This window comes from Anatilimnocola floriformis (assembly GCF_024256385.1).
In the GTDB taxonomy this organism is placed as follows: domain Bacteria; phylum Planctomycetota; class Planctomycetia; order Pirellulales; family Pirellulaceae; genus Anatilimnocola; species Anatilimnocola floriformis.
This window is the reverse complement of the sequence record NZ_JAMLFW010000001.1, coordinates 1,633,629-1,659,263: the sequence shown is the minus strand read 5'-3', so window position 1 is coordinate 1,659,263 and position 25,635 is coordinate 1,633,629. Positions and strand designations below refer to the sequence as shown.

21 protein-coding genes are annotated in these 25,635 nt (G+C 58.9%); 9 read left to right on the top strand and 12 right to left on the bottom strand.

Features of this window, described 5'->3' with window-relative positions:
- Window positions 1-19 precede the first annotated feature (19 nt).
- A complete protein-coding gene (locus M9Q49_RS06830; protein ID WP_254507964.1) occupies window positions 20-2,047 on the bottom strand; it encodes an alpha/beta hydrolase-fold protein in 2,028 nt (675 codons plus the stop codon).
- A 416-nt stretch (window positions 2,048-2,463) separates the two neighbouring features.
- Here M9Q49_RS06830 and M9Q49_RS06825 point away from each other — a divergent pair, with 416 nt between their 5' ends.
- Complete coding sequence (locus M9Q49_RS06825; RefSeq protein ID WP_254507963.1) at window positions 2,464-3,825, top strand: hypothetical protein; 1,362 nt, start codon at window positions 2,464-2,466, stop codon at window positions 3,823-3,825.
- 253 nt (window positions 3,826-4,078) lie between these two features.
- Here the strand turns inward: M9Q49_RS06825 and M9Q49_RS06820 are convergent, their stop codons facing one another.
- Window positions 4,079-5,980 (bottom strand): hypothetical protein, encoded by a 1,902-nt coding sequence (locus M9Q49_RS06820; protein WP_254507962.1) that lies wholly within the window; start codon window positions 5,978-5,980, stop codon window positions 4,079-4,081.
- A gap of 244 nt (window positions 5,981-6,224) precedes the next feature.
- Between M9Q49_RS06820 and M9Q49_RS35360 the strand changes: the two genes are divergently transcribed.
- Window positions 6,225-6,725 carry an RNA recognition motif domain-containing protein gene (locus M9Q49_RS35360; RefSeq protein ID WP_261365026.1) on the top strand — a complete coding sequence of 167 codons (501 nt, stop codon included), beginning with the start codon at window positions 6,225-6,227 and terminating at the stop codon, window positions 6,723-6,725.
- 112 nt (window positions 6,726-6,837) lie between these two features.
- On the opposite strand, the gene M9Q49_RS06810 is transcribed toward M9Q49_RS35360, so the two are convergent.
- On the bottom strand, window positions 6,838-8,541 hold the full coding sequence (locus M9Q49_RS06810) for a hypothetical protein (RefSeq protein WP_254507961.1): 1,704 nt from the start codon (window positions 8,539-8,541) through the stop codon (window positions 6,838-6,840).
- A gap of 219 nt (window positions 8,542-8,760) precedes the next feature.
- On the opposite strand from M9Q49_RS06810, the gene ribH reads away from it, so the two are divergent.
- Window positions 8,761-9,231: a 6,7-dimethyl-8-ribityllumazine synthase gene (gene ribH / locus M9Q49_RS06805; RefSeq protein ID WP_254507960.1), complete on the top strand. Its 471-nt coding sequence runs from the start codon at window positions 8,761-8,763 to the stop codon at window positions 9,229-9,231.
- Between the two features lie 18 nt (window positions 9,232-9,249).
- Here ribH and M9Q49_RS06800 read toward each other — a convergent pair whose 3' ends face one another.
- From M9Q49_RS06800 to M9Q49_RS06790, 3 genes are all read right to left on the bottom strand, one after another.
- Window positions 9,250-10,740 (bottom strand): GGDEF domain-containing protein, encoded by a 1,491-nt coding sequence (locus M9Q49_RS06800; RefSeq protein ID WP_254507959.1) that lies wholly within the window; start codon window positions 10,738-10,740, stop codon window positions 9,250-9,252.
- A gap of 222 nt (window positions 10,741-10,962) precedes the next feature.
- Entirely contained in the window at window positions 10,963-12,459 is a 1,497-nt protein-coding gene (locus tag M9Q49_RS06795) for a hypothetical protein (RefSeq protein ID WP_254507958.1), read from the bottom strand.
- A 106-nt stretch (window positions 12,460-12,565) separates the two neighbouring features.
- Complete coding sequence (locus M9Q49_RS06790; RefSeq protein WP_254507957.1) at window positions 12,566-14,158, bottom strand: 30S ribosomal protein S1; 1,593 nt, start codon at window positions 14,156-14,158, stop codon at window positions 12,566-12,568.
- Window positions 14,159-14,468: 310 nt separating this feature from the next.
- On the opposite strand from M9Q49_RS06790, the gene cysK reads away from it, so the two are divergent.
- Window positions 14,469-15,446, top strand: coding sequence for a cysteine synthase A (gene cysK, locus M9Q49_RS06785; RefSeq protein WP_254507956.1), 978 nt, complete (start codon window positions 14,469-14,471; stop codon window positions 15,444-15,446).
- 169 nt (window positions 15,447-15,615) lie between these two features.
- On the opposite strand, the gene M9Q49_RS06780 is transcribed toward cysK, so the two are convergent.
- Complete coding sequence (locus tag M9Q49_RS06780; protein WP_254507955.1) at window positions 15,616-16,446, bottom strand: dimethylarginine dimethylaminohydrolase family protein; 831 nt, start codon at window positions 16,444-16,446, stop codon at window positions 15,616-15,618.
- 231 nt (window positions 16,447-16,677) lie between these two features.
- Here M9Q49_RS06780 and M9Q49_RS06775 point away from each other — a divergent pair, with 231 nt between their 5' ends.
- Genes M9Q49_RS06775 through M9Q49_RS06765 form a run of 3 tightly spaced genes read left to right on the top strand, consistent with a single transcriptional unit; the run spans window position 16,678 to window position 19,493 of the window.
- The gene (locus M9Q49_RS06775; RefSeq protein ID WP_254507954.1) at window positions 16,678-17,190 is read left to right on the top strand and encodes a hypothetical protein; all 513 of its coding nucleotides are present in this window, start codon (window positions 16,678-16,680) and stop codon (window positions 17,188-17,190) included.
- 34 nt (window positions 17,191-17,224) lie between these two features.
- A complete protein-coding gene (locus tag M9Q49_RS06770) occupies window positions 17,225-18,313 on the top strand; it encodes a hypothetical protein (RefSeq protein ID WP_254507953.1) in 1,089 nt (362 codons plus the stop codon).
- Window positions 18,314-18,359: 46 nt separating this feature from the next.
- Window positions 18,360-19,493 (top strand): DUF1570 domain-containing protein, encoded by a 1,134-nt coding sequence (locus M9Q49_RS06765; RefSeq protein WP_254507952.1) that lies wholly within the window; start codon window positions 18,360-18,362, stop codon window positions 19,491-19,493.
- 20 nt (window positions 19,494-19,513) lie between these two features.
- Here M9Q49_RS06765 and M9Q49_RS06760 read toward each other — a convergent pair whose 3' ends face one another.
- Both M9Q49_RS06760 and M9Q49_RS06755 read right to left on the bottom strand, forming a co-directional pair.
- Window positions 19,514-19,912, bottom strand: a complete 399-nt coding sequence (locus tag M9Q49_RS06760) for a hypothetical protein (RefSeq protein WP_254507951.1) — start codon at window positions 19,910-19,912, stop codon at window positions 19,514-19,516.
- A 53-nt stretch (window positions 19,913-19,965) separates the two neighbouring features.
- Window positions 19,966-20,898, bottom strand: a complete 933-nt coding sequence (locus M9Q49_RS06755) for a DUF1559 domain-containing protein (protein WP_254507950.1) — start codon at window positions 20,896-20,898, stop codon at window positions 19,966-19,968.
- 404 nt (window positions 20,899-21,302) lie between these two features.
- Between M9Q49_RS06755 and M9Q49_RS06750 the strand changes: the two genes are divergently transcribed.
- Together M9Q49_RS06750 and fhcD are read left to right on the top strand one after the other, a co-directional pair.
- On the top strand, window positions 21,303-21,923 hold the full coding sequence (locus M9Q49_RS06750) for a 5-formyltetrahydrofolate cyclo-ligase (protein WP_254507949.1): 621 nt from the start codon (window positions 21,303-21,305) through the stop codon (window positions 21,921-21,923).
- Window positions 21,924-22,104: 181 nt separating this feature from the next.
- On the top strand, window positions 22,105-23,037 hold the full coding sequence (gene fhcD, locus M9Q49_RS06745; protein WP_254507948.1) for a formylmethanofuran--tetrahydromethanopterin N-formyltransferase: 933 nt from the start codon (window positions 22,105-22,107) through the stop codon (window positions 23,035-23,037).
- Window positions 23,038-23,153: 116 nt separating this feature from the next.
- On the opposite strand, the gene M9Q49_RS06740 is transcribed toward fhcD, so the two are convergent.
- The 3 genes from M9Q49_RS06740 to M9Q49_RS06730 are packed head-to-tail and all read right to left on the bottom strand — an operon-like array spanning window position 23,154 to window position 25,633.
- Window positions 23,154-23,558 carry a VOC family protein gene (locus tag M9Q49_RS06740; protein ID WP_254507947.1) on the bottom strand — a complete coding sequence of 135 codons (405 nt, stop codon included), beginning with the start codon at window positions 23,556-23,558 and terminating at the stop codon, window positions 23,154-23,156.
- A complete protein-coding gene (locus M9Q49_RS06735; protein ID WP_254507946.1) occupies window positions 23,555-24,823 on the bottom strand; it encodes an ornithine cyclodeaminase in 1,269 nt (422 codons plus the stop codon). The genes M9Q49_RS06740 and M9Q49_RS06735 overlap by 4 nt, the downstream gene beginning before the upstream one ends.
- A 9-nt stretch (window positions 24,824-24,832) precedes the next feature.
- Window positions 24,833-25,633 (bottom strand): Fpg/Nei family DNA glycosylase, encoded by an 801-nt coding sequence (locus tag M9Q49_RS06730; protein ID WP_254507945.1) that lies wholly within the window; start codon window positions 25,631-25,633, stop codon window positions 24,833-24,835.
- Window positions 25,634-25,635 lie beyond the last annotated feature (2 nt).

Below are 25,635 nucleotides of genomic sequence, written 5' to 3'. Positions count from 1 at the left end.
AAAACTCAGAACTCAGAACTTATTTTCCCGCCGGCTTGAGTTTCCATTCTTCATCGAAGAAGCCAGCGTTCACGACTTTTCCCGGCGAGTTGGCGTCGGGATTCTGCGTGATGTCGATCATCGCCCAATCGGGCAGTTTGGGGTTCTGCAGCGAATTGGTCCGATCGTGACCTTCACGGAACGTGAGGCCGCTGTTGAGGACGATGTATCTCGCAGCAAATGCATTCGGGTCGAGGGGATTGGGAAAAATCAGCTGCGGCGCATGATCGGCCGTGGTGAATTTTGTTTCACCCACGAGCCAATGGTCACCGCTGCGTTTGATCGGAATGTCAAGCGCAATTCGTTTGATTATCAAATTCGAAGCTTCATCCCCCCACAAAATCAGATTGCTCTCACGGATGTCGTCGGCGTTGACCTCGAAGTCTTTTTTCTCACGCAAGTCGCCGCGCATGAGAGCCTTCCACCGCTCGCGGAAGTGGGACAGTTCGTACTCCTGCCAGGCTTGAAAACGAGAATTGCTGCTTTTGCCCGTTGGAGTGACGACGAGAAACCGCCGGCAAAAGGCATCGTCAATCGACCCTTGCAGGCCCACACGCTTCAGCAATCGTTGGGTTTGCTTGAAACCATCATCAGCACTTTCAGGTGCCCATTTGTCGCCTGAGCGAGCAAGCACGCAGAATTCAATTTCGCTACGCTTCTGTCGTGTGTAATTGACTTCCGCATCGTTTATTTTAATTTGCACCCTTCCTGCCTCGTCATGCAAAGCTGGGCGCAAGATCAATCCAAGTCGCGCGACGTTTTTCGTGGTGATTTCAAAACGCTGGCCTACGATCGCACCGTCAGCGCGAGTGTCTTGCCAATGCTCCTTGAATTGCAGCACCTGTAACCATTTTTGGCGCGAGTAGGCGAGTGTGCGAGTTTGCAAGGAAACGTGTGGTTGCGGTTCTACCAGTGGAGCGCTAAGTGCCTCCTCGATCCGCTTCAACAATTCCGCTTTGGTCTGCGGTTCATATTTGTGTTCCGTTTTAGGCCCGATCAGATGAGTAAGTGTTCTTCCTTCACTCTGATAGGCCTCTTCCATCACGCGGGCCGCTTGAATCTGCCGGTCGAGTTCACCGCTGTAGGCGATGACGGTTGTGTTGAATAAATTGCGAACGTAGTCCGGCGCGTCGTTTTGTCCCCACAGCTTTTGTTCGTACCACGGCGGATAGTCTTCAGGCTTCAGCTTTTGATACTTGGCGGTTTCCGCAAAGCCGGCGCCGGGTGCGATGACACGGAATAGATGTGCGTAGTGCGCGCCGACGTGCCAGGCCCCGGCGCCACCCATCGAGAAGCCGATGAGGACTCGCTTGGCTGGATCCGTGCCGTATTGCTCTTCGGCCTTCATCGTGACATCAATTACATCGACTTCGCCAGCATTTAAGTAACCCACACACTGCCGGCCGAAGGCGTGCACGACGATGGTGTTTGGTGGAGCGATCTCACCAGCGCTCTTCATCCGCTCGGTGATGAAGTGAATGTCCGTCGCCTTATCGCCGCGGCCATGCAGCCAAGTGTAGAGCGGCAGCGACTTCTTAAAATCGAAGTCTTTCGGAATGACCATGCCGTACGGCTGGGCTGAATCGTCGATCTTGCTGCGATAACCGCGGACAACCGTTCCCGTTGCCGTTGTCCAGGGATGTTTGCCGTCGGCGAGCTGCTTGATGCGGTTATTGGCTTCCTTCAGCAGCGTGTCGGCCTTGGCGAAGTCTTTGTCGGTGTAGAACTCGTGCAGGTCGAGGGCGTAGCGGACGGCTTTGAGGAAGACTTCGATGTCGGGGGCTAGTTCATGCTTCTGCAGCGGTTCGTAGGCTTTGGTCGCGGCGTCGAGTTCGCTGCGGAGGCGTTTTTCCACGTCTGCCGGAATGGCGATTCCTTCGGGTGGCAGGACGCGTTTGATCGGTGGTATCGCCGGCGCGGATTGTGCCGCAGCGAATGGCACACTGAAGGGCGGGCACAGGACTGCCAACAGGAGAAGAACCCACAACTGACGAGTGCGAGAGGGCATGGCGTGTTGTCTCACGGGTGGGAAGAGGCCTGATTTTCGGGTCGCATTATACCGCTGGTGCGGTTCGTTCGGGCATTGTGCCGGTCTTTTGCGCACGTCATGCACAGCCCGCAAGTCCGGCTGCAAGCAAGAGTCCACGCGTAACGTCTGCAACTTCGCGCGGCCGAAATGCATGAGAAAAAACAGGACGGACCGCTGGCTTTTTTGCGCACCAGATGCCAGCACAAGACGATTCAGTAAGTACGCGACGATGGACAACGTCGCTGGCAGCCACATGAAGTGGCGACCTTGGAATGGATACCCTTGCGGGACATGGAGTCCCTGTCCAGGACGACTTCGAGTTGATCCCGGAACACGCACATTGGAGTGGCGTGTCCGTGAACACGATCAATTCGCACCCGTAAGGAGTACGCTTAATGAAGATTTCTTTTGCGCATGCTATTGCGCTCGCCCTTGGCCTCGGTTGGTTCGGCAGTTCTGCCCAGGCTCAACAGTATTATCAACCTTCGCTGTTGCCGATGCCGGCTCAGCAATATCCGATCTCGCCCGTTGCTCACAACGATCTGTGGGACGACAAAGCTCCGCAAGCCAGCCCCAGCGATGCTCCTTCGATTCTGCCTGCTCCGCCGATGGCCACGCCTGACCAGAGCGTGCTGAACGGCGACTTCCAGAAGGCTGCCAAGGGAAGCTACGGCGGCGACAACGTTGTGTACGACGACGGCGCCGCTTGCGGCATCGGCGGCACGCCTTGCCAGAACTACTGGTATGGTTCGGCTGGCGCATTGATCATGACGCGGGCTCAGCAGAACAGCTTCCTGATCACTAGCGACACAGCCGGCACGCGGCTGTTGTGCTCGTGCCAGCTCGACATGGGTTGGACGACGGGCGTGGAAGCAACGATCGGCCGCACCTTCAACTGCGGTAACAACGCGATTCAGTTCACTTACTGGGGCTTGTACCCATCGAACTGCGACACGACTGCTTACTCGTCGACCTTGGGTAATCAGCTGGTCTCGGGCATCGACTTCACGGGCGCTACCTACGCAGGCAACCCTTGCACCGACTTGACCGTCGGCGGGTTCATGCAACAAGGCATCGTCCGTCAGTCGTACAACAACTTCGAAGGCAACCTGCTCGGCCAATGCTTCGGCAACGGTTTCATCGGCGGCAACATGGCTTCGTGCCAGGGTGGCAGCTGTGCGAATGGCTCTTGCGGCCCGGGTTACTGTGGCCCGCGTTGGGGCTGCGGCTGGATGATGGGTGTGCGTTACTTCCAGTTCAACAACGGCTTCAGCTTCAATGCTGACGGTGCTGACGAAGTGTGGAGCGACGACGCCAACGAATTGTGCTTCCACGTCAACCTGCAAAACCGCCTGTGGGGTTTCCAGTTGGGTGGTGGTGTGAACTACAGCGTGTTTGATTGCTTCCAGCTGTACGGTCTCGCCAAGGCTGGTATCTACAACAACTCGATCAGCCAGAACATGTCGTTGCACGGTGCTGGTGGTATCGGCCAGTTCGGCGACGGCACGGACATCAACATCAACAACGGTGCGAACCGCCTGGCTTGCATCGGTCAGCTCGACCTCGGTGCTCGCTGGAACATCAACTGCCACTTCTCGATCAACGCCGGTTACCGCATCATGGGTGCCAGCGGTGTGGCTCTGTACGAACACAACATTCCGACCGACTTCAACGACAGCTACTACGCTAAGAAGATTGAATCGGACGGCATGTTGCTCCTGCACGGTGCCTACATCGGTGGTGAGTTCCGGTTCTAAGAAACCTGAACGAACCGTAGGGTGGGTCGCAGGTGATCCTGAGGCCCACCAGGTTTGAACTGATCAACAAAAATAAGAAGCAAGCTCAGCAGCTCCGCCAGACGGTTTGGGAAACGACACACCGCTCGCATTTTCGTCCCCGCGACATCCTGACGACCTCCCCGGACAAAAACGCCCCCGGTTATCGCAAGGTAACCGGGGGCGGTGTGTTTCTTGGTGATGCGGATTCGCTCGAGCCGCTCTCGCCGAAGAGCTATTCCGCATTCGATTCTTCTACCAGCAGCAGTTCGCCGTTTTTCACGGCCAGATAGTGCCAGTGGTTTTCGTCGGTGAAGGTAACCTTGCCGCCACCGAGTGTGAGCACGCGATCGTAGCGATTTCCTTCAACGCCATCGACGACCACCAGCTGTTGCTCTCCTTCGTGGGCGACCATGGCGACGCGACCAGCCGGGCTGAGATAGAGCTGTTCTTGAATGGCGTCGTAGGCTTTGCCCTCTTTGCCGCCGTCGACGACCAGCATGGGGCCGTCGTCCGAAAGATCGGCGAGGTAGACGAGACGTTTGCTGTCTGGCGTGAATTCTGGTTCGCCGACCGAGGCATACGCCTTTTGCGGTTGGCCATTGAGAACAACCCACTGCTTCGGGCCGACGCCGCCGCTGTGAGCGAACGATTTGCCGTCGGGGCTGAAGACCGGCAGGCCGAGCTCGTCGTAAGCGGCCGATTCCTTGCCGTCGAGAACCATGTGCAGTTTGTTGTTCTGCGCGGCCCAGTAGGCCAGGCGTTGGCCATCGGGACTGAAGGTGAACTGCGCGACGCGGGCGTAGGCCTTGCCTTCCTTGCCATCGATCACGGGAGTTTGGCGGCGACTCTTTTCAATCGCATACGCCGAGCGACCGCCCAGCGGACTGAGGGCGAGGCTGTTGTCGACGTAATCGGGTTCGAGGCCGCCATAGAGCGGGCTCGCCCTGCCGTCGATCACGACCACGTCGCGAAAGTTTTCTGGTTCAGCGACAAAGGCCAGGTGTCCGTCGCGACTCAGCTTCAGACCCTTTAGTTCTTTAAATGACGGCTTCAGTTCCTTGCCGTCATACACCAGAAACTTCTCGGCCCCTTTGTGACTGGCGACATAGCCCAACTCGCCGGCGGGACCATAGAAGAAGTTCATCGTCAGCTGAGCCGGACCAAACTTCCGCTCGATGCGAGGTTGGCTACCATCGATGCTCGACTCGCGAACTTCGTAGTGGTCGCCAGTATCCTCGGCCCAGATCACGCGCTGATTGTCGGGTGAGAAAGTGAGTTTCCACGACGACGATTTGGGAAAGATCTCGCGCTCCTGACCATTGATGATCAGCACATACTCGACGTCGCCCTTGGCGTAACGTCGCGCGGTGTAGGCCACGTGCTTGCTGTCGTTGCTGAACGTGCCGCCATCGTGCGTGGCGATGAAGTTCCAGCCAATCTTTTCGGGCACGCCATCGACGACCAGCGTTTCGCCCTGCGCGGCGCCTTGAGTTCCGTCCTGGCGAATGACCCACGAAGTGCGCTGACCATCGGGGCTGAAACGGAAGTTCATCACGTACTGACTCTGCTGACGGATGAAGTTCGGGTATTCGTAGGTTTTGTCATCAACGGCGATTCCCTTCGGCAGCAACCAGGCCACGCGACGGCCGTTGGAACTGATCCAGAAATGCGGCTTCTTTGCATCGCGCTTACCGAAGTTGACGTCGCCAATCTTGGCGAGCGACTTTTCTTGAGCGTTGCGTTTGAACGTGGTCGCGGCAGGAGTGGCTGGCGCGGTGACTTTGGGTGGAGTCGTTTTCGGTGACGAGTTTTTTGGTGACGCGGTTTTGGGCGTCGTCGGTGCAGGAGCCACCGGCGGAGTTGCCTTGGGTGCTGTCGGCTTTGGAGCTGGCTGCGGGGGCGCAACGGGTTTCGTTGGCTGCTTGGCTTTGGCAGCGTCTTGCATCGCCTTCGCGTCTTGCAGTGCCTTCTTCAGTTGAGCTTCGACTTCCGGCGGCAGTTCGACTCCGGGAGGAAGCTCCGGCAGACCTGGAATGGCCGGCGCGGGTTTGGTTTTCGCCTGCCCCAGGGCGATCGCTGGGAACAGCACGGCGGTCAGACCAAAAAGGAGAACAAGTGAGTAAATGCGCGTCATTTGGATCGTCATCCAGGTGTCGTAGGACGGGGGGTTTTTGCAATCATACTACGCGCAAAACGGGGTGGTTTGTTTCAGGCTTGGCAGGGCGGCAATTTTCGGTTACTTGCTCTTTTGATCAGTTTCGCTAGCGGTTATATTCCCCCCTTGCCGGAGCAGTTGCCCGTCTTTTGAAAGGCAGTCTGGAGAAGCGGATACGGTTTGCCGGCAGTTGTGTTTTGGTTTTTGTTACAGGACTTGGTGTATGAAGCGGATTTATGTGGGCAACCTGCCCTGGTCGTACTCTTCTGCGGATCTGCAGAACATGTTTTCGGAGTTCGGCCAAGTTGCGGCGGCAGAAGTGGTGATGGATCGCGAGACCGGACGCTCGCGCGGGTTTGGATTTGTGCAGATGTCGAACGACGCTGATTGCGAACCAGCGATCGAAGGCTTGAATGGCCAGGACTGCAACGGTCGCCCACTGGTGGTGAACGAAGCTCGTGAACGCGCTCCCCGCAGTGGCGGTGGCGGCGGCGGCGGTTACGGTGGTGGCGGCGGTTACGGCGGCGGCGGAGGCGGCGGTGGTGGTTACGGCGGCGGCCGCGGTGGATATGGTGGCGGCGGAGGAGGTGGTGGTGGTTACGGCGGCGGCGGTGGCGGTCGCGGTGGCCGTGATGGCGGCGGCTACGGCGGCGGTGGTGGTGGCCGCGGCGGTCGCGATGGCGGCGGCTACGGTGGTGGTGGTCGCGGTGGCGATCGCTACTAAGCGACTACTGCAGTCAGCTCGATAAAAAATTAGAGACCGAGGTAAGCTCACTTACCTCGGTCTTTTTTTGTTGCGCAGTTTTGATTCGCGCGGTTTTACGTGGCGAAGCAACTTACGGCGACACTTCCAAGCTATTGAAGAAGGCCCAGATCTGCGGATCGGTTCGCTCATCGACATCGCGCGGGCTTTCGACTTGAACCACACAGGAGAAGGTCCCCTCACGAACCTCCTGATAGACGATGAGCTTGTCATCTGCCCGATAGCGACGCGTATAGAGGGAGCGCCCCGACACCTTCTTGGCCAAGTCGGAATTCACGATCGACGGTCGCGAGTTTCCCTTTACCTGATCGGCCAGCAGGTCTTTGATCCGCCGCAGTTGCGCATTGGTGGCATCGTTGCCGGTCAGCTTGCGATCGCGCCAGGCCGTGATCAGATAGGTCCGTCCCCCGACCTCGGCAGTCAACGACTCGTAGAACGCTTTGTCATCCAACCAACGGTTCTTCGTTTCGTTGCGACGCTTGGCATCGGAGATCGCTTTGAAAGTGTCGACGGTTTTGACCGTGGCTTTTTCGGGAAAGCAGATAGTGAAATCCGTTTTCTTACCAGCGAACGGAGGGCCGAGGGGCGGCGGGAGTTCGATGGTTTTTTCCGGCGCACGCGTCGGCCGCTTGGGATTGGCTGGCGCTGCAGGGTCACCTTCAGGATTCGGTTGCTTGTCGTTCGTCGGATCTGGATTCGCGATGACCGTTACCGCCGACTCCTTCTTCGGCGCGGAGAGTTTCAGGGAAGTGAAGAAGCGACTGACGTCCTGATCGGTTGGTTCGACTTTTTTCCCTTCCACGACCACGCCGTAAATGATGCCGCTGGCGGGAATCATGCGCACTAGCTTCTGGGAGTCTTTCGGGTCGGTGGTCTGCTGCAATTTGAAGTCACAGTAGCGATGCCCGTCTTGCTTACCGCGCTGCGACTTGCCGACCAATTCAAAACCGGGATGCATCGTGCTGATGCTCATTTCCAGGCGGTCGAAATACTGATCGGGCGACATACCGACGAGCGGCAGTCGCGTGGCTTGCGCCGAATAAACTCGCTGTTGATGCGTCGCGCGCAACATTCGCAGCGCCCCTTTCTCCTTCAGCGATTTCAGCATGTCGCGTTTGAACGAAGCCGCGAGGTCATCGTCCTTGTCATCGGGTGTCGCGGTTTCGTCGTCGCTAGGCTGAGATGGGAAGGCGACGCGAAAGCCCATCGCCTCATCCGCGAAGTCGATCCAACCTGCGGGAGCAACACTGTTCGCTGCCTGCGATGGTTCATTCGCTGCGACAGCTGGCGACTCGCTGACAGCCGGTGTGGATTCGGTGGGAGGAGTTGTTACAGGAGTGGCAACCGGCGGCCCTGGTGGCAATGGCGATTCAGCTGGCGTGACGCTATGAGCAGGATTTCCCTGCGCGAGCTTGCTCTGCTTTGCCTGTCCACCGCTGCTGGCTAGCCAGAGCGCGACGACAACGATGCCGATGAGCATTAGCAAACCACCACCGCCTGCCGCAGCGAGAATCATTGGATTCACGCTGGTCTTCTTCGCTTCCGCGGGAGTTGCGTTGGCGACGACCGACACTGGGGTGGCTGCTGGTGGTTGTTTGACTGGAACTGTTGGTGCCGGCGACGGCGAAAGAGTTGCCGGCGTAACGACAGCCGGAGCATCTGCCGCAGGAATTTGAAATGGAGTCTGACATTTGGGGCATTTCGCCCGCTTGCCTGCGAGGTTGTCGGGAATATTCAGCTTCGCCTTGCAGGCACCGCACACAACGCTGATCGGCATGGGAAAACCTCGCTCAAGTGGCTGGGAATTGCCGCGTTACCTTAGGGAGCGAACTAATTTGCAGCAAGTTTCTTTGCCGGTTTGTCATCTTCGAATACAGCGACGACTTGGAGTTGAAGTTTGCACCTCCGCGAGTGAGGGGGAACTGACGATTCACGTCCTCTGTGGTAATTTGTTGACTTGGTTTCGCGTTTCGATTTCCTTTTTCCCTCGGTTCTCATGCCACGATATTTTGACGGCGCGACGGGGCCTGTTGCGGGCCGGTTTGCGATTGTCGTTTCGCGCTACAATGCCACGATCACGGGCAAGCTGCTGCAAGGAGCTATCGAAACGCTCACGCAGGCCGGCATCGCCGATGAGGACATCGACGTCGCGTGGGTTCCTGGCGCTTGGGAGATTCCGCTTGTCGCTCAGCGACTGGCCGAGAGCGGCCGGTTTGCGGCGGTGCTCACGCTGGGCGCGGTGATCAAAGGCGAGACCACGCACGACGAGCACATCAACCGTCAGGTGAGCCTGAGCTTGGGCGAGATCTCGCTGGTCACGGGCATTCCGATTGCGTTCGGCGTGCTGACGGTCAACTCGCTCGAGCAAGCCATCAATCGCGCTGGCGGCAACGTTGGCAATAAGGGAATCGAGTGTGCCGAAGCGGCGCTGCAGATGGTGCGACTGCTCGGCCAGATTCCGGAATGAGCACTTCCAGGGTAAGAATTACTCGTCGGCAGATTTCAGTAGGACTGCTTCATCGCGAGCATTCAGCGCTGCCAGCCGAGGCCCTTGATTGGTAACGGCAAATTCCAAAGCTCGACGCGAGCGCCGGAGAATGGTTTGCATATCGTCCTTGGCGCCGGCTTCGGCTACGCCGAGGGCGACGGTGACGCGCGGCACACCAGCCCGCTTCGGCAGCGGATAGCGACTGATGGCCGTTTGAATTCGCTGAGCGGTTTGCAAGGCATCGATGGCTTGCACGCCGGGCAACAGGAGCGAAAAGGTGTTGTCCTCGAGTCGCGACACCTGATCGATGTCGTGCAGGTGAGCTTTAAAGATCTGCGCTGCGACACGCACGACGATCGAAGCAGCTGAGTCGCCGTGCTCGTTGCGAATCCGTTCCAGGTCGTCGATCTGCGCAAGCAGGATCGATAGTTTGGTCTTCGGCAAGTGCTTGATCATTGCCAGTCGTTTGATCAGGCCGTCGAAAAATTCCGGCTTGCTCGAAACCTGCGCGGCGGGATCGTTCTCCGAAATTTCTTCGGCAGCCGCATCGTACAGCCATTCGTCGCCGACCACCGGCTTGCTTGAGGCGGCTGGCTTGGGCGCTGGTTTCGCGTTATCGAGCTTGATGACGTGATTGGCAAAGCCGTCGTTGTAGTGAGCGCAGTTGCGGCCGGCATGCTTCGAAGCGTAGAGCGCTTCATCGGCCCGTTTCACAAAGGCCGCTTCGGTTTCGCCCACGGCGAGTTCCGCGAGGCCACCGCTCGATGTCACTCTCAGCTCGCGACCTTCGTAGCGAAAGCGAGCCGAGGCAATTGCCAGGCGAGCCTTCTCGGCAATCTCGCGGCAGCCAGCCAGCGTGGAATTCGGAAAGACGACCGCGAACTCTTCGCCGCCATAACGGGCCACGAGGTTCGTTTCTAAAATGTTCTTGCGCAGCACGCGGGCCACGCCACGCAGGACTTCATCGCCGGCCTGGTGGCCATGCGTATCGTTGAAGCGTTTGAAGTTATCGACGTCGACGATCATCACCGTGACCGGGTGACCATTGCGAACATACTCATCGACGCAGCGACGCAGTTCATCCTCCAGCGCGCGACGATTGGCAACCAGCGTCAACGGATCGGTGCGGGCTTCGACGGCATGCGATTCGATCTGCCGGGCCTGCGCCTGCAAACGGTCTTCGGCCGCCTGCAGCTGCTGCTTCATCTGCTCGTTGACGTTGATCAGCTTATTGACGCTAACCAGTACGTCTTCTTCGCCCGGCTTATCGAGCGCGGCGAGCTCGTCGCTGATTTCTTCGACCTTGTGGGAATGCTCATCGACCTGCTGAGCAACTCTTCCCGCCAGTTCTCGTAGTTTGCCGAGCGTTTCTTGTGGATCAACGGCTGGCAGATCGGCCGTGAACGCGCCGCGCAGCCGCCATCCCACGAGCCCAATGCCCGTCAGCAGCACGCCAGCGACCACAGCAATGACAATCCACAGCACCATCGAGCGGCAAGCTTTCCTTACAGGGTGTCTACGACAGACCGGCACGTGCGCAGCATCTGCCCACATGCATTGTCCATGGTAGAGCTACGTCGCCCCGACCCGGTGTCAAACCGCGACAGTCAAGACTTGCCACCTGATCGGCGGATTGCGCAAAAAGAAGCCCGCGCGCAGTGCGCGGGCGCGATGTTTGACGAATGTAACGGCTGTGCGTGCGATGACGGCTTAAGCCGCACCGTCGTCGACGTTCTCGAACAGCGTGTGTTTGAACTCACCCTGGTGGTTCGCCAGGTTGTGAAGCGTGTCGTTGCCGGTGCCGCCCTTCACGAAGTAGCGATCGGCATCGAGATTGTGAACCGACAAGATGTCGTTCCCCGCACCCATCGTGATAGTCAGGTCGTTGCGAACATCGAAGCTGTCGATGACTGCCGTGTCGTTACCCGTATCCATGTCGATTGCGACACTCTTACCAACGGCTACGTTGTAGAGCAGGAACGAGTCGTTGCCGGCGCCGGTCTTCACGTCCATCGTGCCGCCGACGTACATGCCGAGCAGGCCACCTTCGATTTCCACCTGATCGTCATCGGCGCCAGTGTTGATCGTCAAGTTGCGACGAATAATGTTCGGGTCGTAGCCTTCGCCCGAGGTGAGCGAGACCCAGTCTTCGCCAACTCCCGTATCAATTCCCAGATTGAGAAGGGCTGCTCCCGAGATTTCAACCTGATCGTCGCCATCGCCCGCCACGATTTTGAACGTGTCGGCGACGATATCGTCGACAAAAATGCTGTCGTCGCCCACTTCGGTCTGCACGCCCACATTGTCGGCAGCATAGAGGCTCGAGATCACCACAAAGTCGTTGTCGGTCAGCGCGCTCGTTGCGGGGCCGCCGGCGTTCACGCCAAAGTTGGTCACCTTCGTGCCGAGCACCAGCACGGCATCGTCGCCACCTTCGGTGGTGATGCCCAGATCGCCGCGCACGGTCGTCAGCACCACCGCGACCACATCGCTGGCCATGCCCGTTCCCTTGGAGGGATCGGCCGTAATGCCCATGTTGCCGACGTTCGAAAGCATGCTGAGGATGGCATCGGAGCCCTTGCCGCCATCGACGTTCAGATTGCTGTTTGAGCGAATGATCGCAAGGAATGTATCGTCGCCGTCGCCCAGATCGACGATGGTCTGCCCCGTGACGCGCGTGGGCAACTGAGCCAGCTGCTGCGGCGTGAAATCGGGATCCTCAATATTAAAGCCGTCGTCATCGTCGTCGTCGCCACCGAAGAAGTCCCAAATCGAAACTTCCGGATCCTCTTCAGGATCGGCTTCCTCGGCCGATGCTTGCGATGAACCTTGCTCTTCATCACCCAGATCAGCCATGGCGTCAAAGATCTCGTTGACCAGTTCCACATCGTTGCCGATGCCGACCTTGTCGTTGCCGGCATCCATCTTGATCGTGATGCGGACTACGTTTTCCAGATTAACGACGGCCGTGCCACCGTTGATGGTCGTATTGCTGCCCGAGATCGGCGTGATCGAGTACTTGCCCGCCGCCGACGAAGTCTGGCTGATGATGATCTCGTTGGCCTCGGCATCGCCCTTGATCAGGAGCGTCCCCTTGCTGACGGTGGCAGTCACGTTGCCAGCCATCATGGCGCGAGTTTCGAGAGATTCGAGAGCGAGCAGGTGACGAAAGGTGGATTGAAACTGCTGGCGACGACGTGAAGGCATGAGCGCACTCTCTGCAAGCAAGAAAAGAAACCGGACCGTGTCAATCATTGACAAGGTCCGGGTAATTACCTGAGAGATTGCGTAAATGCAATGCGAAAAATGGCTGCTACCAGTTGAGCCCGAATTTATCGCCGCCGGACTTATTCCGCGTGCCACCCTTGAGTTCGCCGGTCCGCTTGGGCACGACTGGAGCTCGCGGCGGTTCATCGACCACGGGAGCTTCTTCCTTCTTGGTGTTTTCCTTCTGCGGCGGCTGGATCGTAGCCTTCATCGAAAGAGCAATGCGCTGCGCATCGGCGTCGATCGAGAGAATCTTGGCTTCGACTTCCTGACCTTCCTTCACGATGTTCGTCACTGCATGCACGCGATGATGGGCCATCTCGCTGATGTGAACCATGCCCTCGACGCCGGGGGCGATCTTCACAAACACGCCAAACGCAGCCAGTCGCGTGACCGGGCCGTGAATGATCGTGCCGACGGGGAACTTCTGCTCGATGCCAGCCCAGGGATGTTCCTCGGGGTTCTTCAGCGACAAACCGATCTTGCCGGTCTCGGGATCGATCCGCTCGACGCGGACGCGAATCTTCTGGCCTTCCTTGAGGATCTCGCTCGGGTGCTTCACTCGTTCCCAGCTCAGCTGGCTGATGTGGATCAAACCATCGACACCACCGATATCGACGAAGGCGCCGAAGTCTTGAATGCGACGGACCACACCTTCGCGAATCTGACCCGGCTCGAGTTCGGCCATGGTCTTCTTCTTGGCTTCTTCCTTTTCGCGTTCGAGAACCGCGCGACGGCTGAGAACCAGATTGCCGCGCTGTTCGTTGGCTTCCGTGACCACGCACAAGAACTTCTGATCGACGTAATCGGCGAGGTTCTCAGCGCGGAACATCGAAACCTGGCTAGCGGGAATAAACCCACGCGTGCCGCCGACGGTGCATTCCAGACCACCGGTATTCGCGGCAGTAACCTTGGCTTCGACGAGCGAACCTTCGACCAGGTTCAGCCAATCGCCGCTGACGACCTTGCCGCCAGGAACGTTCACTTCGTGCAGATCGTCTTCGGCGTTGAAGCCGGTGACGATCACTTCCAGCATGTCACCGGGCGTGGGAGGCGTTTCGAAGTTGCGAACCGAAACGACACCCTGATTCTTGCCGCCGAGGTTGACGAACACATTGTCGCCGTGAACCTCGATCACCTGAGCACGCAGGCGGGTTTCATTTTCCAAACGGCCTGCCGTCGGCTTTGCATTGCCGCCAACGACTTCATCGAGCGACAGTCCGCCGAGCGCGGCTTGCAGTTCGGCTTCCAGATCGTCCGACAGTGGTGCGCGACGATTGGGAACTTCCACGCGGCCGCGCGGAACATTGCGTTGACGATCGGCAGCGGCGTCGAGGGCTGCTTCTTCTTGATCTTCGCGCTGGTTGGCCGTTTGTCCTTCACCACCTTCGCCTTCGCGGCGTGGGCGCTGCGGCTTGGGTGGGCGCGGTCCACGATCGCGACGTTGTCCGCCGCCTCCGCCACCACCACCACTTCCGCCGCCGCCGGGCTGAGCAGTTCCTCCACTGGTGCGGCCCACGCGGATGGGGCCGCGCTTGGCAGCATCGCCTTGGGCGTCTGCCGTCGCTTCGTTGGCGGCAGCCGCGGGCGTTGTGTTTTCGGTCGATACAGATTGAGGAGAGTCAGGGGCCGTAGACATGGTCAATCAAGGGAACAAAAACGGGTTTACCATCCGTTGCACTTTGACCCGCCGGCAGAAACCCCTCCGCCGCGTGCCAAAACTCCTGACTCAACTCCTGAATCAGGGAAGCCCACCAGTCTAACATTGCGATTTGGCAGCCGATAGTCTCGATCCGCGAGTCTGCTTGACAATATGCGCAAGTCGCCAGTACTCTGCACGCAATCTAAGAGCTGACCGGACGACCGGAAGCCAGCGGTGCCAATCTTGGCCGCTGGTTTTTCTTTTTTGGAGTGGCTGCCCAGGCAGCGGCCAGGCAAAGGAGTCTTTCATGTCGCATTTCCACTCGGACAATTCGCAGTCGATCGGTCGCACGCCCCTGGTCAAATTGAATCGCGTCACCGACGGCGCGGGAGCCACGGTTCTCGCCAAAATCGAAGGTCGCAACCCGGCCTACTCGGTGAAGTGCCGCATCGGCGCCGCCATGATCTGGGATGCTGAAAAACGTGGCCTGCTCGGCCCCGGTAAAGAACTGGTCGAACCAACGAGCGGCAACACCGGCATCGCGCTGGCCTTCGTCGCCGCCGCCCGCAATATTCCGCTGACGCTCACCATGCCCGAAACGATGAGCCTCGAGCGCCGCAAGTTGCTCGTCGCCTTCGGCGCGAAGCTCGTGCTGACCGAAGGCCCCCGCGGCATGCCAGGCGCCATCGCCAAAGCCGAAGAGATCGTCGCTTCGGAGCCCGGCAAGTACGTCTTGCTGCAACAATTCAAGAACCCGGCCAATCCCGCCATTCACGAACAAACGACCGGCCCTGAAATCTGGCAAGACACCGATGGCGCTGTCGACATCTTCGTCGCAGGTGTGGGCACGGGCGGCACTATCACCGGCGTGTCGCGCTACCTCAAGAACACCAAACACAAAGCCATCAAAACGGTCGCGGTCGAACCGACTGCCAGCCCGGTCCTCACGCAAAAGCGCGCTGGCGAACCCCTCAAGCCCGGCCCGCACAAAATCCAAGGCATCGGCGCCGGCTTCGTGCCAGACATTCTCGATATGTCGCTCATCGATGATGTGGAACAAGTCACCAACGAAGAATCGGTCGAATACGCCCGCCGCCTAACCCGCGAAGAAGGAATCCTCGCCGGCATCAGCTGCGGCGCTGCCGTCGCCGCCGCCTGCCGCCTCGCCAAAAAGCCCGAGAACGCCGGCAAGACCATCGTCGTCATCCTCCCCGACTCCGGCGAACGCTACCTCAGCTCGATCCTGTTCGAAGGTATGTTCGACGCGGAAGGGAAAGCGAAGTAAGACGCAGTACTCACTCCCTCGCCCCGGTACTCCGGGGAGAGGGCCGGGGTGAGGGGCTGAGCAGCGAACTCGCCTGCAGAATTTAGTCAAACCAGCTTCCAGTGGTGCTGTCGCACGTTGCCAGATCTGGAGTCTCCGCGCCCAATGCCTTGCTAACGCGGCGGGCTACCTAATTGCCTTTCCACCCCGCCGCTTCTTCCCCATCGAGTCTCAACGTCAAACACTTCGCACTCCCGCCGGCTTTGACAAATTCACTAAGCGGCGTCGCATGCGGTGTGTAACCGGCGGCCGTTAGGTCGCGGTGGAGTTGGGGGCAACCGCTGTTGGTGACGACGTGCGTGCCGACCACGACGGCGTTACAAGCAAAGCTGTGGGCTTCGTCGGCGGAGACTTCGATGAGTTTCGGCACGACTTCGCGCAACGCAGCGCGGCCGTAGTCGTCGAAGGCGCCGGGAAAGTAGATGGCGACGCCAGGAGCTAACGGGCAGCAGCAGGTGTCGAGGTGGTAGTAATGCGTGTCGACGAGTTCGAGCGGGATGACTCGGCTGTCGACCAGTTTGCCGACGAGTTGTTGGCTGTGGATGTCGCTGCGGATGCGATAGCCAGCGAGGAGTGTCTCGCCGCAGAAGAGGGCATCGCCGGCCCCTTCGAAATAACGACCGTCAGGCAATCGCTGCACGTTGAAACCGTTTTCACTCAGCCAGCGATCGCACAGTGGCTCTTCGCCCTGTCGCTGTTCGTGGCGAAAGTGCGCGAGGATTGCTTGCTGGCGATAGATCATCGCGGCGTTGGCCGTGAAGACCAGGTCGGGCAAACCGGCGACCGGTGCGAGCAACGAAACCTTCGCGCCGAGTTGTTCGAGCAGCGATTTCAGATCGGACCATTGCTGCTTGGCGAGTTCGCGATCGGCCTGGCGGCTGCGGCTCATCCAGGGATTGATTTCGTATTCGATCCCATAGAAATCGGGCGGGCACATCAGGATGTGAGGAGTTATGCTCATGAATCGCCCTCAATGAATTCAGATAGCATCGATTGCTTCAGCAATCGATGCCGCGCAGCGGAAGGAGGCATCCTGTCAAAGGTTGGACTGAAAACTCCACTCAATCTGCTAATCGAAATTTGCGTGTGGAAAGTGCGATGCTAGCAACACGGATCAGTCTGTCTTGCTGAAAGCCTGCGATTCCCCTATTATCCCGCGCCCCAAGTTCTGCTCACACCTATCATTCTACTGATGATCGACTTCGAAGTATCTCGCTGCACCCGCCGCTGCGCCGCGACCGATCGCGAATTGCAGCCTGGGGAGGCGTTTTTCTCGGTCCTCATCCCGCAAGGTGGCCACGTCGTTAGGCAGGACTTTTCGGCCGCCGAATGGAAAGGCCCGCCGGAAAATGCGATCGGTTGGTGGAAGGGAACGATGGCCGATGCCAGTCGCAAGCCGCAATGGGCGCCGCACGAAGTGATGCTCGAGTTCTTCGAAGGACTCGAAAGCGATCCGACGCGGGAAGATTTGCGATACGTCCTGGCGCTGCTCCTCGTTCGCCGTCGCGTGTTGCGACTCGAAGCGGAAGAGAAAGACGCGCAAGGCCGAACCATTCAGGTCCTCGATTGCTCGCGCAAGGAAGCGCAGTATCGCGTGGCCGTTGTTTTGCCCGAACCCGAACGAGCCGTCGAATTGCAAGCACAACTCGCGCAGCTATTGCAACAGCCGGGCTCACCCGGCGAAAAAACTAGCGACAAAACCTGATCGCGCACGAAACCAAAGTTGCAAGGACGCAACGTTGAATCGCACCTTTATCATCATTGCCCTTCTCACCGCAGCCGTTGCGCCCGGCTGTCGTAGTTGGCCGGGATTCAACTCGCCCTGGGCCGCGAAGCCCGATGCGCCGCCGGTCCTCTTCAGCGCGATTCCCGCCAAGGAAGAACTGATCGCGGCGCTCAACGTTCCGTACAGCAAAGTTCAAGCGTTGCAGACGCAAGGGGCTACGATCTCGGTTTCGGGCATTCCCAATATCGGCGCCGATATCTCGCTGCAACAGCCAGGCCGCTTCCGCTTCAAAGCCTCTTCGAGTTTCATGGGACAACTCGTCGACATGGGTTCGAATGACGAGATGCTGTGGTTCTGGACCTCGCAAGGAAGTCCGCCCGACGTCTTCTTCGCCCGTCACGATCGCCTTGCGATGAGCCCGCTGCGTCAACGCCTGGCCATTGATCCCAGCATGATCACCGAAGCCTTCGGCCTGCTCGATCTCAAGCCCGAACAAGTCATCGGCGAACCGACCACGGCCGGCAAAGATCGGTTGCAACTGGTTTGTCGCCAGCACACGCCGGGCGGCGATCTGACGCGCACACTTCTCATTCACAACAAGCAGGGTTACTTGCTCGAGCAGCGCATCACCGATGCCGCTGGTCGGCCGGTGGTGAATGCTCGCCTGTCGCAGCAACGTCACTACCAACTCGATGGCGTGACGTTGCCGCACGAGATTGATTTGCACATTCCTTCGGGCGACATGCGAGTGACACTGCGTGTGCCGCGCTATGGCATCAATCAGCCGTTCCCCAATGGCGAAGCGACCTTCGCTTTCCCGCGCGAGCAACTAGCTCAGCACCGAATGGTCGACATCGCCGATCCCAACTTCCTGCCACCGGGACAGCAACCGCCGGCACAATACTCATCGCCCGGTTATCCGCCGCCGATGCAGCCCGGCATGCAACCCGTTGGCTATCCGCAGCAACAAGCGGCTCCGCCGGGTTATCAGCAGCCGAATCCTCAGCCTGCGTATCCTCCGTCGGGCTATCCACCAGGCTACCAACCGCCTCGCGCCGCGGCCCAACCTGCCGCGCAGCCTTTGCGGGGTAGACTATACTAGTTCTGCGAGCACAGGGGCTGTGCATGCTTCCTGAGGGTCTGCTCCCATGCGAACTATGATTCGTTCCACGTTATCTTGGCATCTCGCCGCGCTAATCTGCCTGGCGTGCCTCGCGCCCGTCGCTGCCATCGAGCAAGTTACGGTCAAACAAGCGGGCCTCACTCGCATTCTCAAGGGCAAGATCCTGGTCGAAGCCGAAGATGGCGGTGTGCTGCTCCTCACGCAGGACGGCAGGTTGTGGCCGCTGCCGAAGGAAGAAATTCTGAGCCGCTCCAGCGATGCGAAGCTATTTCAGCCGCTGACCAAGGCGGAGTTCAACAAGCAACTGCTCGCCGGTCTGCCGCAAGGTTTCAAGATTCATCAAACGAAGCATTACTCCATCGCTTACAACACTTCGCTCGGCTATGCCCAGTGGGTGGGCGCGCTGTACGAACGACTTTATTCTGCCTTCTATGTTTATTGGCCCAGTAAGGGCGCTGAACTGAAAGAGCCGGAGTTCCCGCTCGCTGCGATCGTGTTCGATACGCGCGCCTCGTACGAACAATATGCTCGCACCGAGCTCGGCGCCTCGACGGCGACCATCATGGGCTATTACAGCCTACCGACGAACATGGTCACCATGTACGACCTGACCGGGCAAGAAGAATCACAGGCCCGCATCAGCCGAATTCTGTCGCAGCCCAATGCCGAGCGAAACGTCGCGACCATCGTACACGAAGCGACGCACCAACTGGCCTTCAACAGCGGCCTGCAACAGCGCTTCACCGATACGCCGTTCTGGGTCAGCGAAGGCCTGGCCGTTTATTTTGAAACGCCCGACCTCGACAACGCCAAGGGATGGAAGAAAATCGGCGCGGTCAATCGTTACAACCTGATCAACTTCAAGAAGTACCTGCGCAACCGCGAGCCCGGCGCGCTGTCGAAGCTACTCTCCGACGACAAGCGTTTCCGCGATCCGGCCACTCAGGCCGATGCCTATGCCGAAGCCTGGGCGCTCAACTATTACCTGATCAACACCCACGGCGAAACTTACGCAAAGTATCTCAAGGTTCTCAGCGCTCAAACGCCGCTGGTCATGCAAGAGCCAGCCGCTCGCCAGGAACAATTCCTCAAGCTCTTCGGCAAAAGCCTGGAAGAGCTCGAGAACGATTTTCTGAAGTACATGCGCAGCGTTGAATAATCTGGCGGTGAGTGATTTGGCTACAGCTTGAATTCCAAATCCTTGTTCGCCGAACTGATCTCGGCTCGCAGCTGTGTTTTCGAATTGAACTGCGGCGGGATATACATTTCGAGCAGCGGATTCTGTTGTCCCGGGTTCGACAAATCGAACTTGCCGGGAACTGCGCGAAACGCAGTGACACTCACCTGCACAGGGCCAGTCGGCACTTCGCAAATGAATTTGCCTTGCTCAATCTTCGCGGCCACGCTGGCCGTCTTGCCGTCGGCAGGCGTGAACAAGATCTCGCCTTCGGGAATCGGCTGATCCTGAAACATCACCTGGCCGGTGACCTTCACCGTGCCATCGCTGGCTCCACAACCGGTGAGCAACAAAGCGGCGCCTAGCAACATCCCACTCAGATCACGCATACACAAACGCATCGCAAACACCTCTGATTGAATTCGAGAAACAGATCACTCGGCTGCGAGGATCTTTAGAAATCCGAGAACGTCTCGCCGCCTGCGATCGTCGCCAGCGCGCGATACGTGTTGATGTCGACGTTGTTCGTCAGGAACCGCACGCTGCCATCGGCGAGTCCCACTTGCACGCCGCCTGGATGCAGGCTGCGGAGCGAATTGCGCTGCGTCTCGGACGAGCTGATAGAAGTGCAGGGCGCGCCTTTCCACGTCGTCGACTTGCATTGATAAACCTGATCGGCGACCGTCGTGTTCGGCGATTCCATCGCCGTGAAGCCATAGCCGCCCCAGCGAGCGCCGCCCCAATACGAGCCGCCATCGCCCCAGCCCGTGCCGGTTTTGCCGCGAATGATCGTCTCACCAAAGGCCAGCGTGTTGGAGCTGCCGTCGGTGATCGAACCAAAGTGATTCGACGATTGATAGAAGAACAAACCCTTCAGCTCTGAGTAGCCCAACATGAAGCCATCGCCCGTGCAGCCCACGTAATTGCCTTGCGTGCCATAACCATCGGGCCGGCGTCCGCCGTTCGCGCCTTGAGCGCCCGCGCCCGTGGGATCGGAGGGGCAAACCATCGTTTTGATCGGCACATCTTTGATGGCCGCGGGAATATCCATGATCCATTGCACGTTGGTCGTGGCAAATTGGTCGTACATGGCCCGCTGTTCAAAGTACGGCAGCAATTGCTGCATCCAGCAATTGCGCAAATGCAAACCGCCACTTTCCATGTAGCCGTAAGGAAAGCGTTGCACCGTATCGTGATAGTTGTGCAGCGAGATGCCGAGCTGCTTGAGGTTGTTCGAGCAAGAGCTGCGTCGCGCTGCTTCTCGCGCGGCTTGCACGGCGGGCAACAAGAGTGCGACCAGAACTCCGATGATCGCGATGACGACCAACAACTCGACCAACGTGAAACCAGACCGACGCACCGATTGTCCTGCTGCAGCGCGCAACATCGCTCACATCCTCTCAAAAGGTTACTCTCCGCTGCGAGGAGAGAACCCAGCGCACTAGCCAGGCCACAGCGAACAACAGCAACAAAGCAACAGATGTGCCACACAAATTCAGCTAGTAAGTTGCGCAAGAATTATGAAGACATTTGCGGTAGTTACGGCGCACTTCTACCTCCATTGCGGGAACGATGCCACCAAGCACAAGGCGATTGCAGAAAAGCGGCGTGCCCAATTGCGCAGCACCTCTGCTAGTCGCTCGGGCCGCAGACTTTCTCTAGCCCGCGCAGTTGGCAGGAAATCCCCGGTCGGAAAATCTGCCCCTTGTCAGCCGCCGAGCGTTCGCGATATTTAAGGAGCGGTTTGCGGATGCTAGTAGCGGATTTTGCCAATCTCTGGAGGGATCACCGTTGAGCGAGACCATGAGCCAACTGATGGAAGCCAAGGGCGCGCTGCGGCGGGCTGCTTACGACGCCCGCGCCGCTCAAAAGAACAAAGACAAAATAAGCGAGGCCGCGGTCGCCACGCTCTTGAGCCTGCCCGAATATGAGCGAGCCCAAACGGTGCTGTGGTATATCGACTGCCGCAGCGAGCTCCGCACCAAGCAGGCCCTGCCCGCTGCGATCGCCAGCGGCAAGCGGATTGTTGTCCCGTACTGCACGGTCGACGAAGCCGGCGCCAACAAGCTCGGCCTGTGGTGGCTGCAGAGCATGGAAGAACTGATCGTCGGCAAGTGGAACATTCTCGAGCCGCCACACGATCGCTGGGGCGAACCGGGCAAGGAAATCCGCCCCGATGAGCTCGACTTGGTGATTGTCCCCGGCGTCGGCTTCAACCGCGTCGGCGGCCGCATGGGGAATGGCCAAGGCTACTACGATCGGCTTCTACCGCTGGTGCGAGTCAACTGCCCGTTGGTCGCCCTCTGCTACGAGAGTCAACTATTCGACAACCTGATCGTCAGCGAGCACGACGTCTTCATGGATAAGGTTGTGACCGAAGCTGCCGTGTACGAAGGCCAAGGCCGGAAGTAGTTTTTCTCCGATCCCCTCGCCTCGGTAATCCGGGGAGAGGGTTAGGGTGAGGGGCCCGGAGCGGGTACCCAACTCACTTTGCGATCAAACTCGCCGACGCCTTTTGTCTAACGATTTACCAAGCGTGAAGCCGCTTCAACCCTCTCCCCGGAGTACCGAGGAGAGGGAGCGAGAGATACTAATGCCTGCCATCATCGACGACACCTACGCCGAAGCCTTTCGCAGCATCTACGCCGAGTTTCTGATCACGGCTCGCGATCGGCGATGGGTTGAGCACGCGGTGAACGCCGCAACCGGCAATGCGTCGAGCACCATCCTTTGCGACTGCGAAGCGGGCGTCGATCGCTATGTCGGTCCTGGCTCTGGCGGCGACGAATCGTTCGTCACTCCCGATGGTCGGCCCGGCGCGATTGTGCAATTGCACGTGCCACGGTTTCGCAAAGACCGCCTGACTGCCCTCGAGCGCGTCGCCCTAGTGCGGATCAGCCAGAATGTGCTCACCTGTCCGACGACGGCTTGCTTCAATCTGATCGACTCGCCGGAATACTTCAAACTCGGTCGCAAGATCGCGTTCTTTGGCGACGGCTTTCAAAAGCGAATCGTCCGCCACGGCCGGAAGATGTGGTGGATACCGATTCTCGGCGGTGAGTTCATTCTCGATCGCCGGTTTGGATTCGCCGATGGTTTGATGGGGGGCAACATTTGGTACTTCGGCGAAACCGTCGATGCTGCCGTTGCTGCCGCCGAGGCAGGCGTGGCCGCGGTGGCGAATTGTCCCGGCGTGATCATGCCGTTTCCGGGCGGCATCGCCGGCAGCGGTTCGAAGGCCGGTAGCAAATACAAGTTTATGTTTGCAAGCACTTACGAAAAGTATTGCCCCGAACTGGTGAACGATCCTGCCGCCAACTCACAGTTGCCGCCTGGCGTGAAGTCGGTGATGGAAATCATCATCAACGGCCGCGACTTGCAGTCGATCATCAACGCCACCCAAGCCGCGATCACCGCCTCGGTCAACACACCGGGCCTGCTCCGCATCTCCGCCGGCAACTACAACGGTCGCCTCGGTAAAAGCTTCATCTACTTGCACCCCGACAAGCAGCCGGCCGTATCGTAATGGTCGTAGGCCGGAACAAGCGGTACCCCGCGTAGTTCCGGCAGACTTGCAGATCAACGTCGTTGCCGATTCATGCCGGAACTGCGGAGTACGCTTGTTCCGGCCTACACTGCGTTTTAATTCTCAATGCCCCAAATCTTCGGCGTCGTCAGCTCGAGCGAGTTCCCAAACGGATCGCGAAAGTAAAGCGACCGATGTCCCTCGGGCCACACGTGGATGCTCTCGATGGCCACGCCGTGTGCTTCCAATTGCTGCTGCCATTCGGCGAGTTCGGCGTCAGTCGTCGCAAAACAAACATGCCCGGCGCCGTGCGTGCCATGCGCGGGAATCGTTCCCAGCGGCTTGCTACTTTCCTTGGGATCGAACAGCAGCAGCATTTGATTGCCGACGCGGAAAAACAAATGGCGATCATTCTGCTCGGCGAAAACCGTCAAGCCGAGCACTTTGGTGTAAAACTTCCGCGCTGCTGCGAGATTCTCGACGCAGAGACAGGTTTCGAGGATGCGATCGACGTGTTTCATGATGTTGCTTTTTCCAACCGATCGATTTCCGCCAGCAGCGACCGAAAAAACGGCTCGACGTCGGTCACCAAACCTACTGTTTGAAACGAACCGCGATCGTTGAGCTTGATGACCGTCGAGGGGTTGATGTCGACGCACACTACCTTGACCCACGCCGGCAACAGATTGCCGACAGCGATCGAGTGCAGCGTGGTGGCCACCATCAGGCAGAACGTGATGTCGCGAATCCCTTCACGCATTTGCCGCTGGGCATCGAGCGAGTCGGTGATGACATCGGTCAGCGGGCCGTCGTCGCGAATGCTGCCGGCCAGCAAGTACGGCACGTCGTGCTTCACACACTCGTACATGATGCCGCTTTTCAGTTCTCCTTTTTCCACCGCCGGCCGAATGCCGCCCCAGCGGCGGACGCGGTTGATCGCCCGCAGATGATGTTCGTGACCGGCTTCGACGATGTCGCCGCAATCGAGTCGCACGCCCAGACTCGTGCCGAAGAGCGACTGCTCGATGTCGTGCGTGGCAAGCGCATTGCCCGCGAACAGGCTATTGATATAGCCGCGGCGAATGAGTTCACACACGTGTTCGTCGCTGCCGGTGTGCACAATCGCCGGCCCGCCGACGAGCAGCGTCTTGCCGCCGCGCTGTTTGGTTTGCACCATCTCAGTCGCAACCTGCCGAATAGCCACGCCCTTCGGCTTTTCGGTCGAAACCGCGCTGTTCATGAATTCGAAGCCGTGCTTCTGCTCCTGTCGTTCCGGCGGATGCACGCGCGTACCAGCATGACCCACGACATACAGATCACCTTGCTTCACTTCGGTCATCGCGCGACAAGTCGCCGTTTGTGCGGCCGGATCTACGACAACTCCCATATCCATCTCTTGCAGCTGCACTTCAACCCATTCGCCGTTGAGGCGAACTTCAGTCCGCTGATTGGTGCTGCTGTAAAAGCCTTCCGGAAAAGCGCCGTCCATATCAGCTGCCACCAATCGACAATCGGCCTGCGACACCGCCACCGCGCCATGATCGGCGATGATGGCCAATATCTGCTGGAGTCGTTCTTCGCTGGGCGCGGTAACCTCGAGCAAGGCATAGCTCGGATCTTTGCGCGCCTGACCGATGGTGATGCGTTCGATTTTGAACGCACCGCCGCTCGCCGTGATGATGTCGAGAATTTTCGGCAAGATCAGGCTGTCGATAATATGGCCGGCCACCTCGACTCGCTCGGTGCAGGCTTCCGTCGCCGCCGCTGCTGACTTTTTCTTCGCCATGCCTCCATTCTAGGGGGAATGGAGCGCGAGAGCCTGACAGTGCGGACAAAAATACGTCGTACGACCGGCGTCGCCTTGCCGGATCACTTCAATCGGCGTGCTACAGGTGTAGCACGCTTTGCCGCTGCGGCCGTAAGCATAGAAGCGGCCGCCATCGAGCGAATGACGCGTCGTTCGCGGCCGGCCACTTAGATTTTGGGACATCAACTCACTCGCCAGAGTCGTAAGTTCCAGTAGTTGCTCATCCGACATATCGCTGACGAGCAACAGCGGATGGAGCCGCAACGAAAACAGCAACTCCGACTTGTAGACATTACCGATGCCACTCACGATGGTTTGATTCATCACCGCCTGGCCGATCGGCAAGTTGTTGCCCTGCCGAAAACGCGCGATCACTTCCTCATCGGAGGGCGGCTTCGCCAGCAAGTCCGGACCGAGGCGGTTGAGATAGTCATGCCTCCGCAAAGCTGTTGCGGTCAGCACCTCTAGCAGCTTCGGCGTGAAGCAAACGACGCAGACTGCGGGACAGTCGAGCGAAATGGCGGCCCGCTGCGGCGGCTTGAACCAAGGCTCGCCCGGACGATAGATATGCCACGAACCGGTCATGCCCATGTGCGAATGGATCACGCGATCATCGTCGAGCGCGATCAGCAAATGCTTGCCACGAGCTTCGATGCTTTGAATCTTGCGGCCCGGGAACGACGCCGCCACCGCGCCGAGCCAGCGCGATTCGGCCCGTTCGATGAGCTGGCCATCGAGCACCGCTCTCAGTCGCGTCGCCGCGCGATGAATCGTATCTCCTTCGGGCATCC

What these genes read in the sequence shown, in the direction of transcription:
- M9Q49_RS06755 (WP_254507950.1), bottom strand. Translation starts at nt 20,898, where the DNA reads ATGTTGCGCGCTGCAGCAGGACAATCGGTGCGTCGGTCTGGTTTCACG.
- M9Q49_RS06820 (WP_254507962.1), bottom strand. Translation starts at nt 5,980, where the DNA reads ATGACGCGCATTTACTCACTTGTTCTCCTTTTTGGTCTGACCGCCGTG.
- M9Q49_RS06800 (WP_254507959.1), bottom strand. Translation starts at nt 10,740, where the DNA reads ATGGTGCTGTGGATTGTCATTGCTGTGGTCGCTGGCGTGCTGCTGACG.
- M9Q49_RS35360 (WP_261365026.1), top strand. Translation starts at nt 6,225, where the DNA reads ATGAAGCGGATTTATGTGGGCAACCTGCCCTGGTCGTACTCTTCTGCG.
- M9Q49_RS06760 (WP_254507951.1), bottom strand. Translation starts at nt 19,912, where the DNA reads ATGCGTTTGTGTATGCGTGATCTGAGTGGGATGTTGCTAGGCGCCGCT.
- M9Q49_RS06795 (WP_254507958.1), bottom strand. Translation starts at nt 12,459, where the DNA reads ATGCCTTCACGTCGTCGCCAGCAGTTTCAATCCACCTTTCGTCACCTG.
- fhcD (WP_254507948.1), top strand. Translation starts at nt 22,105, where the DNA reads ATGCCTGCCATCATCGACGACACCTACGCCGAAGCCTTTCGCAGCATC.
- M9Q49_RS06730 (WP_254507945.1), bottom strand. Translation starts at nt 25,633, where the DNA reads ATGCCCGAAGGAGATACGATTCATCGCGCGGCGACGCGACTGAGAGCG.
- M9Q49_RS06775 (WP_254507954.1), top strand. Translation starts at nt 16,678, where the DNA reads ATGATCGACTTCGAAGTATCTCGCTGCACCCGCCGCTGCGCCGCGACC.
- M9Q49_RS06830 (WP_254507964.1), bottom strand. Translation starts at nt 2,047, where the DNA reads ATGCCCTCTCGCACTCGTCAGTTGTGGGTTCTTCTCCTGTTGGCAGTC.
- M9Q49_RS06765 (WP_254507952.1), top strand. Translation starts at nt 18,360, where the DNA reads ATGCGAACTATGATTCGTTCCACGTTATCTTGGCATCTCGCCGCGCTA.
- M9Q49_RS06810 (WP_254507961.1), bottom strand. Translation starts at nt 8,541, where the DNA reads ATGCCGATCAGCGTTGTGTGCGGTGCCTGCAAGGCGAAGCTGAATATT.
- ribH (WP_254507960.1), top strand. Translation starts at nt 8,761, where the DNA reads ATGCCACGATATTTTGACGGCGCGACGGGGCCTGTTGCGGGCCGGTTT.
- M9Q49_RS06735 (WP_254507946.1), bottom strand. Translation starts at nt 24,823, where the DNA reads ATGGCGAAGAAAAAGTCAGCAGCGGCGGCGACGGAAGCCTGCACCGAG.
- M9Q49_RS06780 (WP_254507955.1), bottom strand. Translation starts at nt 16,446, where the DNA reads ATGAGCATAACTCCTCACATCCTGATGTGCCCGCCCGATTTCTATGGG.
- M9Q49_RS06825 (WP_254507963.1), top strand. Translation starts at nt 2,464, where the DNA reads ATGAAGATTTCTTTTGCGCATGCTATTGCGCTCGCCCTTGGCCTCGGT.
- M9Q49_RS06790 (WP_254507957.1), bottom strand. Translation starts at nt 14,158, where the DNA reads ATGTCTACGGCCCCTGACTCTCCTCAATCTGTATCGACCGAAAACACA.
- cysK (WP_254507956.1), top strand. Translation starts at nt 14,469, where the DNA reads ATGTCGCATTTCCACTCGGACAATTCGCAGTCGATCGGTCGCACGCCC.
- M9Q49_RS06740 (WP_254507947.1), bottom strand. Translation starts at nt 23,558, where the DNA reads ATGAAACACGTCGATCGCATCCTCGAAACCTGTCTCTGCGTCGAGAAT.